At 67.6% G+C, this 16,265-nt stretch carries 13 protein-coding genes; all 13 read left to right on the top strand.

Annotated features, from left to right (window positions below; all coding sequences use genetic code 11):
• The first annotated feature begins 17 nt into the window (after positions 1 to 17).
• The 13 genes from D7252_RS08350 (at position 18) to D7252_RS08410 (ending at position 16,125) form a co-directional block, all read left to right on the top strand.
• Positions 18 to 1,004 carry a carbohydrate ABC transporter permease gene (locus D7252_RS08350; protein WP_120774963.1) on the top strand — a complete coding sequence of 329 codons (987 nt, stop codon included), beginning with the start codon at positions 18 to 20 and terminating at the stop codon, positions 1,002 to 1,004.
• Complete coding sequence (locus D7252_RS08355; RefSeq protein WP_120774964.1) at positions 1,001 to 1,816, top strand: carbohydrate ABC transporter permease; 816 nt, start codon at positions 1,001 to 1,003, stop codon at positions 1,814 to 1,816. Before D7252_RS08350 ends, D7252_RS08355 begins: the two co-directional genes overlap by 4 nt.
• 3 nt (positions 1,817 to 1,819) lie before the next feature.
• Positions 1,820 to 4,243, top strand: a complete 2,424-nt coding sequence (locus tag D7252_RS08360; RefSeq protein ID WP_120774965.1) for a TIM-barrel domain-containing protein — start codon at positions 1,820 to 1,822, stop codon at positions 4,241 to 4,243.
• A gap of 196 nt (positions 4,244 to 4,439) precedes the next feature.
• On the top strand, positions 4,440 to 5,513 hold the full coding sequence (locus tag D7252_RS08365; protein WP_120774966.1) for a LacI family DNA-binding transcriptional regulator: 1,074 nt from the start codon (positions 4,440 to 4,442) through the stop codon (positions 5,511 to 5,513).
• Positions 5,510 to 6,460 carry a carbohydrate ABC transporter permease gene (locus D7252_RS08370; RefSeq protein WP_120774967.1) on the top strand — a complete coding sequence of 317 codons (951 nt, stop codon included), beginning with the start codon at positions 5,510 to 5,512 and terminating at the stop codon, positions 6,458 to 6,460. The genes D7252_RS08365 and D7252_RS08370 overlap by 4 nt, the downstream gene beginning before the upstream one ends.
• Complete coding sequence (locus D7252_RS08375) at positions 6,457 to 7,296, top strand: carbohydrate ABC transporter permease (RefSeq protein WP_120774968.1); 840 nt, start codon at positions 6,457 to 6,459, stop codon at positions 7,294 to 7,296. Before D7252_RS08370 ends, D7252_RS08375 begins: the two co-directional genes overlap by 4 nt.
• Before the next feature lie 43 nt (positions 7,297 to 7,339).
• The gene (locus tag D7252_RS08380) at positions 7,340 to 8,635 is read left to right on the top strand and encodes an ABC transporter substrate-binding protein (protein WP_120774969.1); all 1,296 of its coding nucleotides are present in this window, start codon (positions 7,340 to 7,342) and stop codon (positions 8,633 to 8,635) included.
• Positions 8,636 to 8,705: 70 nt separating this feature from the next.
• On the top strand, positions 8,706 to 9,875 hold the full coding sequence (locus D7252_RS08385) for an ADP-ribosylglycohydrolase family protein (protein WP_120774970.1): 1,170 nt from the start codon (positions 8,706 to 8,708) through the stop codon (positions 9,873 to 9,875).
• Positions 9,872 to 11,236 (top strand): ADP-ribosylglycohydrolase family protein, encoded by a 1,365-nt coding sequence (locus D7252_RS08390; protein WP_120774971.1) that lies wholly within the window; start codon positions 9,872 to 9,874, stop codon positions 11,234 to 11,236. Before D7252_RS08385 ends, D7252_RS08390 begins: the two co-directional genes overlap by 4 nt.
• Positions 11,233 to 12,165 (top strand): PfkB family carbohydrate kinase, encoded by a 933-nt coding sequence (locus D7252_RS08395; RefSeq protein WP_120774972.1) that lies wholly within the window; start codon positions 11,233 to 11,235, stop codon positions 12,163 to 12,165. The genes D7252_RS08390 and D7252_RS08395 overlap by 4 nt, the downstream gene beginning before the upstream one ends.
• Positions 12,162 to 14,099, top strand: coding sequence for an SUMF1/EgtB/PvdO family nonheme iron enzyme (locus D7252_RS08400; RefSeq protein WP_120774973.1), 1,938 nt, complete (start codon positions 12,162 to 12,164; stop codon positions 14,097 to 14,099). Before D7252_RS08395 ends, D7252_RS08400 begins: the two co-directional genes overlap by 4 nt.
• Complete coding sequence (locus tag D7252_RS08405; protein ID WP_120774974.1) at positions 14,096 to 15,283, top strand: CaiB/BaiF CoA-transferase family protein; 1,188 nt, start codon at positions 14,096 to 14,098, stop codon at positions 15,281 to 15,283. Before D7252_RS08400 ends, D7252_RS08405 begins: the two co-directional genes overlap by 4 nt.
• The gene (locus tag D7252_RS08410) at positions 15,280 to 16,125 is read left to right on the top strand and encodes a CoA ester lyase (RefSeq protein ID WP_120774975.1); all 846 of its coding nucleotides are present in this window, start codon (positions 15,280 to 15,282) and stop codon (positions 16,123 to 16,125) included. Before D7252_RS08405 ends, D7252_RS08410 begins: the two co-directional genes overlap by 4 nt.
• The last annotated feature ends 140 nt before the right edge of the window (positions 16,126 to 16,265 follow it).

The following is a 16,265-nucleotide window of genomic DNA, read 5'->3' on the forward strand; positions in this document are numbered from 1 at the left end:
GGCCGGGAGTGACACCCATGAGCATTCACACCTCCACGAAACAGGCGGCGTCCTCTTCGGCGCCGGCCGCATCCGCGAGCGGTCCGCGGCGTATCAGGAAGCCCGCGAGCGAACTGTGGCTGCGGAACATCACCGTCGGCACCGTGATGGTGTCGATCGTCGCCCTGCTCCTCATCCCGATCGGTATTGCCCTCGTCGGCAGCTTCCATGACTGGAATCCGCTGAACGGCACCTTCGACTTCACCGGCATCGACAACTACGTCGAACTCTTCGCCGACGCCACCTTCTGGCGGGCCTCCGCGAACACCCTCGTGTTCGGCATCCTCGCCATCGTCGGCAGAGTCGTGTTGGGCCTCGCCATCGCGTATGCGCTGTTCTCGAAGCTCAGCCGCTGGCGCACCTTCTTCCGCACGATCTTCTACCTGCCGACGGTGATGCCGCTGGTCGCCGTCGCCTTCCTCTGGAAGCTCATGTACAACCCGCAGTTCGGCGCGATCAACACGCTCTTCGGGCTCGACATCAACTGGCTGTTCGACCCGCGCTACTCTCTTCTCGCCATCGTCATCATGACCATCTGGAAGGACTTCGGGTTCGCCGTCATCCTCTTCCTCGCCGGCCTGTACGCGATCCCGGAGGACGTGCTCGAGGCGGCGTCCGTCGACGGGGCGAACGCCTGGCGCACCTTCTGGCACATCATCCTGCCGCTCTTGCGACCGATGCTCTTCTTCGTGGTGATCACGTCGATGATCGGCTACCTGCAGGCATTCGTGCAGGTGCTGGTGATGACCAACGGCGGGCCGGGCACCTCGACCCAGCTCATCTCGTTCATGATCTACGACCAGGCATTCGTCAAGTACGACTTCGGCTATGCCTCGGCCATCGCCTTCGTGCTGCTCGTCGCCACCGCTGTGCTGACGGCAGCCTCGTGGCGGATGAACCAGTCCGCGATCGACACCCCGCGTCGGCGCAGAGCGACGAAGCGATCGGAGAAGAGGCCCTCATGAAAGTTCGCGTCTTCGCGCTCAATGCGACCCTCGCCGTCGTCGGCGTCATCATCGTCCTGCCGTTCTTCTGGATGATCCTTTCGGCGTTCAAGTCCAACGCCGAGATCGTCGGCTTCGAGCAGAGCTTCTGGCCGCGGGAGTGGACGCTGCAGAACTTCATCTCGATACAGACGAAGCTGGACTTCTTCCGCCTCTTCGGCAACAGCGTCTTCCTGTCGGTGACGATCACGGCGCTGTCGGTCTACACGAGCCTCGTCGGCGGGTTCGTGTTCGCGAAGTACCGCTTCCGCGGACGGGGAGTGCTGTTCGCCGTCATCCTGTCGACGATGATGGTCACCTGGGCCGTCGTGATCATCCCGCGGTACACGATGTTCCGCGAGATCGGGCTCACCGACAGCTATGCCTCGATCATCATCCCGGCCGTCATCAGCGCCTTCGGGATCTTCATGATGCGTCAGAGCATGGATGCCGTGCCGGACGAGATCCTCGAGGCCGCGCGCATCGACGGCGCATCGGAGTGGTTCATCTTCCACCGGATCGTCGCCCCGATGTCCGTCAATGCGATCTCCGCGCTGTCGATCTTCATCTTCCTCTGGGTCTGGGAAGACTACCTCTGGCCCTATCTCATGATCTCTTCGGAGGAGAAGCAGGTGCTGGCCGTCGGTCTGACCACGTTCAACGGGCAGTACAGCACCGACTATGGCGGGTTGTTCGCCGCGACGTCGCTGGCGATCGTGCCGGTGATGATCGTGTACGTCATCTTCCAACGCCGGTTCATCGCCGGCGCCGCGAGCGCAGCACTGAAAGGCTGACGGATGCAGGACACATCGACGATCGCGCTCTCGGACGGCGCACCCGCACCCGCGAATCCGGAAGGGATCGTGCGTGGGCCGGGGTACCGGATCACCGTGCTGACGGACCGCCTCTTCCGGATCGAATGGGATCCACAGGAGCGATTCGTCGACGAGAAGACGCAGACTGTGCTGAACCGTGCGTTTCCGGCACCGCGGTACGAAGTGGTGAACGCCGATCGAGGAGTCGAGATCATCACCGACAGTCTGCATCTGCGCTACGACGGGCGGACGCCGAGCAGCTCAGGCCTCTCCGTGACCTTGCTCACCGGTGCCACAGACGTGCACTACGCCACCTGGCGATACGGGCAGGAGTACCCCCAGGCGCTGCCCTTGCGTGGCAACCTCGGCAGCACGGCACGCACACTGGATGAGGTCGACGGGGCGATCGAGATCCCGCCGGGGCTCCTCTCGACCTTCGGTTTCGGAACCCTCGACGACTCCGCATCCCTCGTCCTCGGTGAGGACGGATGGATCCATCCCAGGGCGGGCGGAGGGGAAGCTGCGGATCTGTACTTCTTCGGGTACGGACGGGACTTCTCTGCCGCACTCCGTGACTTCCATGCGCTCACCGGCCCGATCCCGCTGGTTCCGCGTTTCGCGCTCGGCAACTGGTGGAGTCGGTATTGGGCGTACGACGAGGCCGCGTATCTCGGTCTGATGCGGAAGTTCCGTGACAACGGCATCCCGCTGTCTGTCGCGGTCATCGACATGGATTGGCATGTCGTGGCGGTCGACCCGTCGCTCGGAACCGGATGGACGGGATACACCTGGAACGCGGAGCTGTTCCCCGACCCGGAGCGCTTCCTCGCGAAGCTCCACTCCCACGGTCTCGCGGTGACGCTCAATCTGCATCCTGCCGACGGCATCCGCCGCCACGAAGAGTCGTACGACCGTGTCGCGGAAGCGATGGGTGTCGACCCGGCGATCGGAGCGGCGATCGGCTTCGACGTGTCATCGCGGCGATTCATGGGCGCGTACCTGGAGCATGTCCTGGACCCGCTGGAGGACCAGGGCGTGGACTTCTGGTGGATCGACTGGCAGTCCGGAGCGCATTCCGATCTTCCGGGCCTGGACCCGCTCTGGATGCTGAATCACGTGCATTTCCATGCCTCCGCGCGACACGGTCGTCGGCCACTGACCTTCTCGCGGTACACCGAGCGCGGGGGACACCGCTATCCGGTGGGGTTCTCCGGCGACACCATCGTCAGCTGGGGGTCGCTCGCGTTTCAGCCCGAGTTCACCGCGACGGCGGCGAATGCGGGCTACACCTGGTGGAGTCATGACATCGGCGGCCACATGCACGGCGATCACGATGTCGAGCTCGCCGTGCGGTGGCTGCAGTTCGGCGTACTCTCACCGATCAACCGGCTCCACTCGTCGACGAACCCCTTCAGTTCGAAGGAGCCCTGGGCCTATGGCGAGCCTGCTGCAGCGATCATGGGCCGTTTCATGCGGTTGCGGCATCGCCTCATCCCGATGCTGTACACGGCGGCGTGGGCCGCGCACGCTGAGAACGTGAGTGTCGTGCGGCCGCTGTACCACGACGCGCCGCGCGAGCACGGCGCCTATACGCATCCGAATCAGTACCTGCTGGGCGAGCACCTGCTGGTCGCCCCGATCACCGCGCCACGCGAGCGCAGGTCGCATCTCGCGACCGTGCGCGCGTGGCTGCCGGAGGGGGAGTGGGTCGATGTCTTCACCGGACTGCGGTACCGCGGTTCGCGGGAAGTCGCTCTCACGAGGCCGCTGGAGCTGTATCCGGTGCTCGCGCGGGCGGGAGCCGTGGTGCCGTTGGATGCGGACCCGATGTCACACGCGGCGAACGCGCCAGAGACCATGGAGCTGCTGGTTGTCCCGGGGACCGGCCGATCGACCCTCGCCGAAGACGACGGTTCGGCCGAACCCGAACGAGGAATCGTCACGTTCCGGCAGACGCTCGACGTCCGCGGTGACGGGAAGGCGGACATCGTCCTGACGATGACGCATTCGGGCGCGCGGATGCGCGAACGGCGCATCGCACTCCGGCTGCCGGGTGTGCGGGGCGTCGAGTCGGCTATCGCGGACGATGGTCGGGTGCTGAGGGTCGACACGCTGCCTGCGGACGCCGAGGCACTGGCACCGGCGGGGCTGGGCGTCGATCTCGGCGCGGTCGATCCGGCGACGGAACTGACCGTCCGCATCGTCGGGGCCGAGCGTGCACATCCGTTCGACCGGCAGGGCGTCTTCGAGCTGCTGCAGCGATCCGAGATCGGCTTCGAAGCGAAGCGGCGTGTCTGGAGTGTCGTCGAAACTGGCGGCCCGGTCGCCGAGATCAGCGGACTCGATCTACCGCGCGAGCTCAGCGACGCGGTGAACGAATACGTCACATCGCTCCCGGCCTGGTAGAGGGGTCGACCCCGTTCCGGTCGCAGTTTGGGTCGGCTGAAGGCTGGCGAGGCGGCACAAACTGCGACCGGAACCGTCGCGCGGGCTTTCGGGGCTGCGGCCCCGGATTCGCGGCAAGGACTTGACAGCGAACGCACTCGATGGCATCGTCGAACCCATCGTTGGAAACGTTTACAGCACTCAAGGGGGAGCGCGCGTGGCACGGGTCACCATCACGCAGGTCGCCGCACATGCCGGCGTCTCGATCGCGTCCGCATCGCGCGCCTTGAACGGGCAGATCGCCAGCCCGGAGACGATCGAGAAGGTCCGGAACGCGGCGGCCACCCTCGGCTACGTCGCCGACGCGACGGCGCAATCGCTCAAGCGCGGCCGTACAGACCAACTCGCCTACGCCGTCGCCGACATCGGCAACCCGGTCTACGTCGAGATGATGAGCGTCATCGAGCAGGTCGTGTCGTCTTCCGGGTATCGACTGGTGCTCTCTTCCACGGGTACCTCCTCGTCGTCCGTCGACGTCGTCCGCGACCTCGGGCGCGGATACGTCGACGGCATGATCCTCTCGCCGCTTCGTGTCACCGACGAACTCCTCGCCGCGCTGAAGGCGACCCCCGTGCCGGTCGTCGTGCTGGGGCGCTTGCCCGATGGCGCGGGTCTCGACACCGTGCGTGCCGACTCGCTCACCGCCATGCGCCTCATCGTCGATCACCTCGTCGACGAAGGGCGGCGCGACATCGCTTTCGTCAACGGCCCTGCAGACACGACTCCCGGAACGTATCGTCGAGAGGGATTCGCCGCCGCGGTCGCCGCACATCCGTCGGTGTCCACCCGCAGCGTCGACGCGCAGGACTTCACCATCGCGGCAGGCTATGCCGCGGCACTCGCAGCGCTTCAGCGAGACCAGCGTCCCGACGCCATCGTCGCGGCCAACGACTTGATCGGCATCGGCGTGATCCGCGCAGCCGAAGACCTCGGATTGACTGTTCCCGACGACATCGCCGTCACCGGTGTCGACAACACGGAGCTCGCCGCCGTGGTGCGCCCCGGTCTGACGAGTGTCGATCTCGGCGCGGAGGAGCGCGGCCGGGTGGCCGCAGATCTTCTCCTGGCGCGCATCAACGAACCATCGCGCGCCGCGCATACCGTCACCGTCTCGCCCTCGCTCGTCGTCCGTGGTTCGTCGACGCGCGCCAGCGACCGGGGTCGGATCGCCTCCTTCCTCGACGTCGGCACCGAAGCAGCATCCCTCGATGAAGAGAGGTCGGCCGGATGAGCGCCACCGCCACGGCGAAGAAAGACACGAGCACGAACCGTCGCGAGCCGAAGAGAATCGGCCACCGCGCTCGCGCACAGCGCCGTGAAGCGATCGCCCTCGTGGTGCCGGCGCTGCTGCCGATCATCATCTTCTCCCTCATCCCGCTCGTCAGCGGTGTGGCGCTCGGCTTCACCAACGCCACCCTCAAGCGCAACGCGGAGATCGAGTTCATCGGGTTCGGCAACTTCATCGAGCTGCTCGGCGACGATCGGTTCTGGGGCTCGTTCGGCATCGGCATCGTCTGGGCGGCATCGGTCGCCCTGCTGACACTCGTCTGTGCGATAGGGCTCGCGCTGCTGCTCAACAGCGACCTGCGTCTGAAAGGCCTGACACGCGTTCTGGCGCTGATCCCGTGGGCGATGCCCCCGGTGGTCATCGCGATCGTGTGGCGGATGATCTACAACCCGAACTCGGGCCCGCTCAACGGTGCGCTCGAAGCGGTCGGCATTCCCGGGGTCAACTGGCTCGGCGACTTCTCGACGGCACTTCCCGCTGTCATCGTCGTCGGCGTCTGGGCCGGAATCCCTCAGACCACGGTTCTGCTGCTGGCCGGAATGCAGTCCATCTCGCCGGAACAGCACGAGGCTGCTGCAGTCGACGGAGCCGGGGCGCTCCGCCGCTTCTGGCACATCACGCTGCCAGCGCTGAGGCCGGTCATCATCGCGGTCACGGCGCTCGACTTCATCTGGCAGTTCAACTCGTTCGGCCTCATCTACGTCCTCACCGAGGGCGGCCCGGGTGGGCGGACGATGATCCCCCCGCTGTTCACCTACCTCGAGGCGTTCCGCAACCGCGAGATCGGCTACGCCTCCGCGATGGGTGACGTGCTGGTGATCGCGATCATGCTGATCCTGTCGCTCTATCTCGTCAATCAGTTCCGCCAGACGAAGGGGGCACGCTCATGACCTCGAAGCGCCCCTGGTGGGGGACGCTGCTGATGTACGTGGCGCTGGCCGCGTTCCTGTTCTTCCTCGGATTCCCCCTGCTCTGGCTGCTGTCCGCATCGTTCAAGTCGACCAGCGAACTGAATTCGCTCGCGGTGAACCTGATTCCCGCGGACTGGGACTTCAGCAACTACACCACGGCGCTCGAACGGCAGAACCTCATCACCGCAGCGGGGAACTCACTGCTCGTCTCGATCGCGACGATGGTGATCACGGTGCTGCTGTCGATGCCGATGGCCTATGCGCTCGCGCGGCTCAAGGGTCGGCTCCGTGCGGCCGGCACGGTCTGGATTCTCACCAGCCAGGTGTTTCCTTCGATCCTGATCATCATCCCGTTGTTCCTCGTCCTGCGCTCGATCAACCTGAACGACACCCTGTTCGGTCTGATCCTCGTCTACGTGACCTTCACCCTGCCGTTCACTCTGTGGATGCTGCAGGGCTATGTCGCCGCGATTCCGACGGAGTTGGAGGAGGCGGGCGAGATGGACGGCGCATCCCGCGTCACGATCTTGCGGACGATCATCCTTCCGCTGCTCGCGCCGGGACTCGTCGCCACCGCGATGTTCACGTTTGTGTCGGCATGGAACGAGTTCTTCCTCGCTCTGGTGCTGCTGCAGAGCCCCGAGCTGTACACCCTTCCGATCGCACTGCGGTCCTTCCTGGGCGCCGAAGGCCAGACCCAGCTCGGGCCGCTGGCAGCCGGAGCGATCCTCGCGACGATCCCGTCGCTCATCATCTTCAGCATTCTGCAGAAGAAGCTCACCGGCGGCATGCTCGCCGGCGCAGTCAAGGGCTGACCCGGCCCACCACGAGAACCACACAACGAGAAAGGCGAGCAACATGAACAGCATCCGAGGCATCGGCGCCATCGCTTTCGCGGGCGTCGCCGTCCTTGCCCTGAGCGGTTGTACGCAGGGCAGCGCGAACAACGGATCGGGCGAGGGCGAGGGCGGAGCAGTCACCCTCCAGTTCCAGTCGCTCTCCGACCAGCCGGCGACGCAGGCCGCCGTGAAGTCCATCGTCGACGAGTGGAACGCGGACAACGCCGACATCCAGGTCGAGATCATCCAGGCGGGATGGGACGGCGCGTTCGACAAGCTGATCACCCAGTTCACCGGCGGTACGGCACCCGACATCATCCACTTCGAGGCGAGCTCGATCGTCTCCTTCGCGGCAGACGGCTACCTCGCCGACCTGACGGACCTCGTCGACGAGGACCTCAAGTCGGACATCTCCGAGGGCATCTGGGAGTCCGTGACCCAGGAAGACCAGATCATCGCGTACCCCTCGACGCTGCAGTCGTACATGGCTTTCGCCAACGCGGACCTGCTCGAAGCAGCAGGTGTCGAGATCCCGACCGGCGACACGATGACGTGGGATGAGCTGCAGGAGATCGCCAAGGCGACCACCACGGGCGACACCTACGGACTGGGCTGGGGGCTCGCCTCGCCCACAGCGACCGTGATGAGCCTCGCGCTCGGCTTCGACGGCGGCTTCTTCTCCGGCGAGGGGGCTGACGCGTCGATCGAGGTGGGTGAGAACGAACTCGCAGTCCCGGAGCGCATCCACGAGATGGCCTACACCGACAAGTCGATCCAGCCCACGTCGCTCACCCAGTCCGGTTCCGACGTGCTCGCCTCGTTCTACGGTGGCAAGGTCGCGATGACGGTGCAGGGGTCCTTCCAGGCGACGAACATCGCGAACGACGCCCCCGAGGGATTCAACTGGGTCGCTCTCCCGCCGCTCGAAGGCTCGGAAGGCGCCGTTCAGGCCGCAAACCCGCAGACCTACTCGGTGAACGTCGATTCCGAGTACGTGGAGGAGTCCGCCGAGTTCCTCAACTTCTTCATGAGCGGCGACAACCTGGCGCAGATCGCCTACGCCGATGCACTGATCCCGTCTTCGGAGTCGGCTCGCACCGAGGTCGAGAAGCTCGCGGCGGACAACCCCGCCTGGACCCAGGTGCTGGCGTCCGGCGAAGGACTCGTCGGACCGCCGTTCCTCAAGGTGGAGAAGTACACCGAATGGAAGGACACGATCGCCACACCGGCCTTCCAGCAGTACCTGGCGGATCAGATCACCAGCGAGGAGCTGGCGGCGCAGCTGTCCGACGGCTGGGCAGACATCGCCGGCTGATGACCTGAGCGGGGGCGGGCGACCGTCCGCCCCCGCTCGTCACCGACGACCAAGGCAAGAAGGAGTGGGAATGTTCGTGTTGCAGGACCGAGTGGCCGGAGTGCTCGCAGGCGCCGCAGTAGGAGACGCGTTGGGAGGGGCGACCGAGGGGTGGACACCCGAGCAGATCGAGGAACGCCACGGCGGTCGCGTCGAGGGCATCGTCGGTCCGTTCCTCGCGGACTGGAAGACCGCTCGCCCGATCGCGCCGTACCACAAGGGCGACGGCCACGTCACGGACGACACCCTGATGACGCACGCGCTCGTCGAGGTGTACGCGAAGCGCCGGCGCCATCTCGACGCCTACGACGTCGCCGGCGATCTCGTCCCGCTCATGATCGGCGAACGGCGCTGGATCCCCGAACTGGAAGACGACGCGCTGATCCTGCAGCGCGTCTTCCTGGCGGAGAAGTGGATCGTGGCGAAGCTGCACTACGGACACGCTGACCCCCGCGAGGCAGGGGTCGGCAACATCGTCAACTGCGGAGCCACGATGTACATGGCGCCCGTCGGTCTCGTGCACATCGGCGATCCCCGCGGAGGGTACGCCGAGGCGATCGACATCGCCGGCGCCCACCAGTCGTCGTACGGGCGGGAGGCGGCCGGCGTCTTCGCGGCAGCTGTGGCGGCATCCGCTGCCCCCGGTGCCACCGTCGCCGACGTGCGCACCGCTGTGCTCGACGTCGCACATGACGGCACTGCGGCGGCGATCCGCGCGGTCTTCGATGCGGTCGACGCCTACACCGCGAGCGGCGGATCGGACGATCCCCGCGACCTTGCTCGTGTCGTCCGCGCCGCCGTCGCCCCCTTCGACACGGTGGGGGAGCAGTACCGGGCGCCGGCCATGGATGCGCGTCTGCCCTCGCGCACGAAATCCATTGAAGAGCTTCCTGCTGCGCTCGGCTTCGTCGTGGCTCGAGACGGCGATCTGCGTGCCGCGGTTCTCGACGCCGTCAACTACGGCAGAGATTCCGACTCGATCGCGACGATGGCCGGCGCGATCTGCGGTGGTCTGCACGGTGCCGATGCTGTGCCGAAGGAATGGGTGACGGGCGTCACCACGGCCAGTCGACTCGACCTCGACGGGGTCGTCGCCGCGATGACCGAGGTCGTCGAGGACATCGCTCGCGCTGACGCCGACCGGGCTTCTCGGCGTGCGGCCACCCTCGCCGGCTTGCTCGGCCAGGGGGACGCCGGATGAGGCTGACATGGGCGCAGCCGGAGGATCTGGTCCCCGCCGAATTCGCGGCGCTGCGGGAGCAGGGCGTCGCGGAGGACGCGCTCGCCGCAATCGAGCGGGAGTGGGCGGATGCCGGAGGACCGACGGTACTCGCGCCATCCGGGGCGAGTGCCACACCGGTCTCGGCAGAGGTTCGAGCGCTCGCGCGACTCGTCCTCGACGAACTGGCGAGGCTGCAGACGCCGAGCGCCGAAGAACCGGACGACTGGGATGAGATCGTCGCTCTCCTTCCGACGGTGGAGGCCGCTCCGACGCGTGCCGCGTTCGACCGCGTCCACGGTGCCTGGCTCGGACGTGCTGCCGGATGTCTTCTGGGCAAGCCCGTCGAGAAGATTCCGCGAGAGGGCATCGAGGAGATAGCCCGCGCCACGGGGAACTGGCCGATCGAGCGGTACTTCACCGCTGTCGCGCTGCCGTCCGACATCGCGGAGCGCTGGCCGTGGAATCGCCGTTCGGCGCCGACCTCGCTGCGGGAGAACATCGACGGGATGCCGGAGGACGACGACCTCAACTTCCCGATACTCGCGCTCGACCTGCTCGAGACCCACGGCGACGACTTGACCACCGATGACGTCGCTCAGGCCTGGCTCGCCGCGCTGCCGGCGGGAAGAGTGTTCACCGCCGAACGTGCGGCGTACCGGAACATCCTCGACGCCCGGCCCGTGCCCGAGACGGCCACCCATCTGAACCCGTTCCGCGAGTGGATCGGTGCGATGATCCGTGCCGATGTGCACGGATGGGCGCACCCCGGCGATGCCCGCGCTGCCGCGGCCTCGGCATGGACCGACGCCCGGCTCAGCCATACGCGCAACGGAATCTACGGCGAGATGTGGGCTGCCGCGCTCTGCTCGGCATCGATCGTCGTGACCTCGATCGACGAGGTGCTGGATGCGGCCGACGGTGTCGTGCCGCCGGCATCCCGTCTCGCCTCCGCTGTTCGGCTCGGACGCGATCTCGGACGGTCGCTGGCCGAGGGCGCGCTCACAGCCGACGCTGCGCTCGATCGACTGCACACGGAGTTCGCCGGCATGCACTGGGTGCACACGCTCAACAACGCCGCTCTGACCGCGTGCGCGCTGCAGGCCCACGGCGACGACTTCGGATCCGCGATCGCTCTCGCCGTCGCCGGCGGGTGGGACACCGACTCCGTCGGAGCGACGGTCGGTTCGGTCGTCGGCGGGCTCCTCGGGGCGGACGGGATCGACGAGACATGGACATCGCCGCTGCGGGACCGCATCGCGACGTCGATGCCCGGCGGACCGGAGCGATCCATCCGTGAGCTCGCAGAGCGCACGCTGCGACTGTCGACGGCGACGCCATGACCGTCGTCATCGTCGGCAGCATCAATCAGGACATCGTCGCGCAAGTCGAGCGCATCCCCGCGCCGGGTGAGACCGTGCTCGCCACGACGCTGCTGCGCACCGGAGGAGGCAAGGGAGCGAATCAGGCCGTCGCCGCACGGCGGGCGGGTGGAGCGAGGGTCGCTTTCGTCGGTGCTGTCGGTACTGACGCCGACGGAGAATCACTCCGCTCCGCGCTCATCGCCGACGAGATCGACGTCTCCGGTCTCTCCCAGATCGACGGTCCCAGTGGCATCGCGCTGATCGCCGTGGATGCCGCCGCCGAGAACACCATCGTGGTCGTCCCGGGAGCGAATGCGGCGATTCCCGCACTCACCGAGATGCAGAGTGCGGTGGTCGCCGGCGCGAGCGTGCTTCTCACGCAACTCGAGATCCCGATCTCGCTCGTCCAGGAGGCAGCGGCGGCGCGATCGGCGACCGCGTGGCATCTGTTGAACGCAGCGCCGTCCGCGCCGTTCATCGCCGCCGGAGCCGCTCTCCTCGCCGCGGTGGACGTGCTGATCGTCAACGAGCACGAGGCGCTCGACATCGCCGAGGTCGCCGAGGTCGACGAGGCCATCGACGTCCTCGCATCCCGTGTGGGAGCACTCGTCATCACACTCGGACAGAGCGGGTCTCTCGTCATCTGCCGCGGCGAGCGCGCGCACGTTCCGGCGTTCGCGGCGGACGCCATCGACACGACGGGCGCCGGGGACACGTTCTGCGGCATGTTCGCCGCGACCCTCGCGGCATCCGGCCGCACTCCCGACACCGCCGACGTGACGCTTCTGGCCGGGGCCGCCCGCGCCGGCGCGGCTGCCGCTGCGCTCGCAGTCACACGACAGGGAGCGCAGGCGGCCGTGCCCGCGCAGACCGAGGTCGCGGCACTCCTCGAAAGGGGCGACGTATGAGCGGCGGTTTCGATCCCCTGCACCCGCGCGAACTGGACCTGCCGACGCTCGTCCCTCTCGACGTCGATGTGGCGGAGGGAGACGCGGCACTCATGCTCGACGATGCCAAGATCTTCGCCGCACCCGCCGACGCCGCCGACGTGCCCACCTGGCGGGAGCAGCTGACGGCCTGGCGCGAAGGAGCCCGTCAGCGGCATGGGGCGCCCGTGCGGTACGACGAGCCTGCGTCGCGCTGGGCGAGCCGGTGCTTCACGGTCGCGCAGGTCTGGCTGTGGGATGAGCTCTTCTTCGACTTCGACGCCCAGCGATTCACGCCGCACCGCTTCCTCGCCGACGCGCGCGAGCGCTTCGGCGGGCTCGACGGGGTGGTGCTCTGGCACGCCTACCCGGTGATCGGCATCGATGACCGCAACCAGTGGGACTTCTACGATGTGCCCGGCCTCGCCGAGGCCGCCTCGGAGCTGCGGGTCGCCGGGGTCGCGGTATTCCTCGACTACAACCCGTGGGACACGGGGACGCGGCGCGCCGGGGCCGACAAGGATGAACTCGCCGTGACGATGCGTCGGCTCGGGGCGGACGGCGTCTTTCTCGACACTCTCAAGAAAGCGGACCCCGAGCTGGTCGCCGCGCTCGACGAGGCGCGCCCCGGCGTCGGCCTCGAGGGTGAGTCCAAACTCGCCACCGAGCGCATCGCCGACCACACCCTCTCGTGGGCGCAGTGGTTCGCGGACTCGGAGACTCCGGGGGTTCTCCGGGCTCGCTGGTTCGAACGCCGCCACATGCAGCACCACATCCGCCGCTGGCATCGCGATCACGCAGCCGAACTCCGCTCCGCCTGGCTCAACGGCGTGGGCATCATGGTGTGGGAGGTGGTCTTCGGCGCCTGGGTCGGGTGGAACGATCGCGACGCGGCAACACTGCGACGCATGCTTCCGGTGCAGCGCGGATTCCATCGGTGGCTCGTCGACGGGGAGTGGACGCCGCTGACGGTTCTCGACGGACCTCTCGTCGGGTCGGCGTTCGACCTCGACGGAGTCACCCTTCTGCTGCTCGCCAACACCTCCGACGAAGAGATCGTGTACCGTCCGTCGGGCGCAGGATGGTCGGCTCTGCACGCGGGGGATGCGGCGGAGGCGATCACGGTGCCCGCGGGTGGGATCGCCGGAGCGGTCCGCGTCGCAGACGGGGTCGACACCCCGGACGAACTCGTTGTGGTGCGGGAGGCCCTCGCCGATGAGGTCGTCGTGCGGGATGCCTCATTCCCGCACCGCCGAGCCGCGCGTCTGGCCGCGCCGCGCTGGGACGGCCCTCTTGCGCCGACCGCCCCGGCATCCGATCCGGCGGTCGTCGTGCCCGCAGGCGATCACACGCTCACGGTGCGGTTCCGCATGCGGGAGACCGGGATGTATGACGGAGCGCCCTACGTCGATGAGTGGAAGCCGCTCCCTCCGCGCTTGCACGACCAGCGCACGCTGGAGCGCTCGGTGACACTTCCGAGGCCGGTGCGCGTCGCCGTCGCGGAGGTCAGCGAGGCGGAATACGCCCGATTCCTGGAGGCGATCGGGGAGGTCGCGGTCTCTCGTGACCCGGAACGGCCGGCCACCGGCGTGACCTTCGCTCGTGCGCGTGAGTACGCCGCCTGGGCGGGAGGCCGACTGCCGACCGAAGACGAGTGGCAACTCGCCGCCGCGCAGCCAGGCTTCGTCCGGCGCACCCCCGAGGTCTGGAACTGGACCGACTCAGAGCATTCGGACGGGCGTACGCGATTCGTCATGCTCAAGGGAGGCAGTGCACACCGGAGCGAGGGGTCCGACTGGTACTTCGACGGAGGGGCGAAGCCCGCAGACTTCACGGCCAAGCTGCTTCTTCCCGGGCTCGGCCAGGATGCCTCCCCGTCGATCGGATTTCGGATCTGCCGGGAGGACACCGAATGAGCGCGCTCGAGGGACTGCGGGTGGTGGACGCGTCGACGTTGTTCGCCGGGCCCATGGCTGCGATGCATCTGGGGGACATGGGTGCCGAGGTCGTCAAGGTGGAGCATCCGCGTCGGCCGGATCCTGCGCGCGGGCACGGTCCGAGCAAGGACGGTCAGAATCTCTGGTGGAAGACGCTGGGGCGCAACAAGCGCACGGTGGCTGTCGACCTCCACACGGAGGGCGGGCGCGACGCGTTTCTCCGTCTTGCCCGTACGGCGGATGTCGTGATCGAGAACTTCCGGCCAGGGACCCTCGAGCGCTGGGGGTTGGACTACGCCGCCTTGTCGGAGGAGAATCCGGGGTTGATTCTCGCGCGGGTGACCGGATTCGGGCAGATCGGGCCGTACCGGCGTCGGCCGGGTTTCGGCACCCTTGCGGAGGCGATGAGCGGATTCGCGTCGTCGACGGGCGAACCTGATCGGCCGCCGACTCTCCCGCCGTTCGGGCTCGCAGACGGCGTCGCCTCACTCGCGACGGCGTACGCGATCATGGTCGCGCTGCATTCACGCGACCGGGACGGCAAGGGCCAGGAGGTGGATGTCGCGATCATCGAGCCGATCCTCGCAATGCTGGGCCCGCAGATCACTCGCTGGGATCAGCTCGGAACGGTGCAGCCTCGGACGGGCAATCGCTCGGTGAACAACGCTCCTCGCAATGCGTACCGGACAGCGGACGGCTCCTGGGTCGCCGTGTCGACGAGCGCGCAGTCCATCGCCGAGCGCGTCGTGACCCTCGTCGGCAGGCCGGAGCTCGCTGACCAGGCCTGGTTCGCCACGGGGGCAGGTCGAGCCGAGCACGCGGATCTCCTCGATGACGCCGTCGGCGGCTGGATCAGTCGGCACTCCCGCGAGGAGGTCGTCGATGCGTTCGAGAAGGCCGAGGCTGCGGTCGCGCCGATCTACGATGCGTCCGACATCGTCGCGGACCCGCAGTTCAACGCACTCGGCACCATCCACCGGATCCACGATGAAGATCTCGGCGACATGGCCATGCAAGGACCGCTGTTCCGATTGTCGCGCGATGATGCGACGATCGCTTTCACCGGGCGGGCGCACGGTGCCGACACCGATGCGGTCCTCGGTGAACTGGGCTACTCGGCGGCGGAACTCACCGCGCTGCGCGAAGAGGGGAGTATCGGATGAACCGGTCGACCATCGTCGCCGTGTACGCGCCGGCCGACCGTCCCGAGCGTTTCGAGAAGGCGCTGGATGCCGGGGCGGATGCCGTCATCGTTGATCTCGAAGACGCGGTCACGGCATCGCGGAAGGATGATGCTCGCGCAGCGCTCGTGGATTTCGCCGCGGCGTGGGCGGACCGCGGGCAGAGCGCACCGAGCGTGCAGGTGCGTGTCAACACGATCGGTTCGCGGTGGCACGACGCCGACGTCGAAGCCGTTGCCGACCTCCCCGCCGAGTTCGGCCTCCGTCTGCCGAAGACGCAGTCGCCGGAGCATGTCGCCGGCGTCCGCGCGGGCGTCCCGGGCCGCCCCGTGCATGCTCTTCTCGAGTCGGCGCTGTCGATAGAGCGTGCGTTCGAGATCGCCTGTTCCGGTGTCTCTTCGATCGCGACGGGTGAAGCCGACCTGAGGGCGGAACTCGGCGTACCCGCCGGACCGGGCGGCGAACCGGGGCTGGCATGGTCGCGCAGCCGCATCGTGAACGCCGCGGCGGCCGCCGCACTTCCGGCCCCGCTGATGGCGGTGTATGCGGATGTCGCCGATCTCGATGGGCTGGAGGCAAGCTGCCGAGCAGGGCGGGCACTCGGGTTCGGAGGCCGCACGGCGGTGCATCCCCGTCAGATCGACACGATTCGCCGGGCATTCACTCCGGATGCGGCGGAGATCGCCCGGGCGCAGAGCATCATCGATCGCGTGCGCTCTGCTGCCGCGGACGGCACCGGGGCGTTCGTCCTCGAAGACGGCACGTTCATCGACGTCGCGATGGTGCGTGCGGCCGAACGGATCGTCGCCGCCGCCGGAGGGTGAGGGTCGCCGCCTCGCCCGCGTCGGAGCCGTTCCGGTCGCAGTTGGTGCCGCCTCGCCCGCGTCGGAGCCGTTCCGGTCGCAGTTGGTGCCGCCTCCGCGCACTCCAAGCGGCCCGAACTGCGACCGGAACGAAAGGGAGC

The sequence above is a fragment of the Microbacterium sp. CGR2 genome (genome assembly GCF_003626735.1).
Taxonomy (GTDB): domain Bacteria; phylum Actinomycetota; class Actinomycetes; order Actinomycetales; family Microbacteriaceae; genus Microbacterium.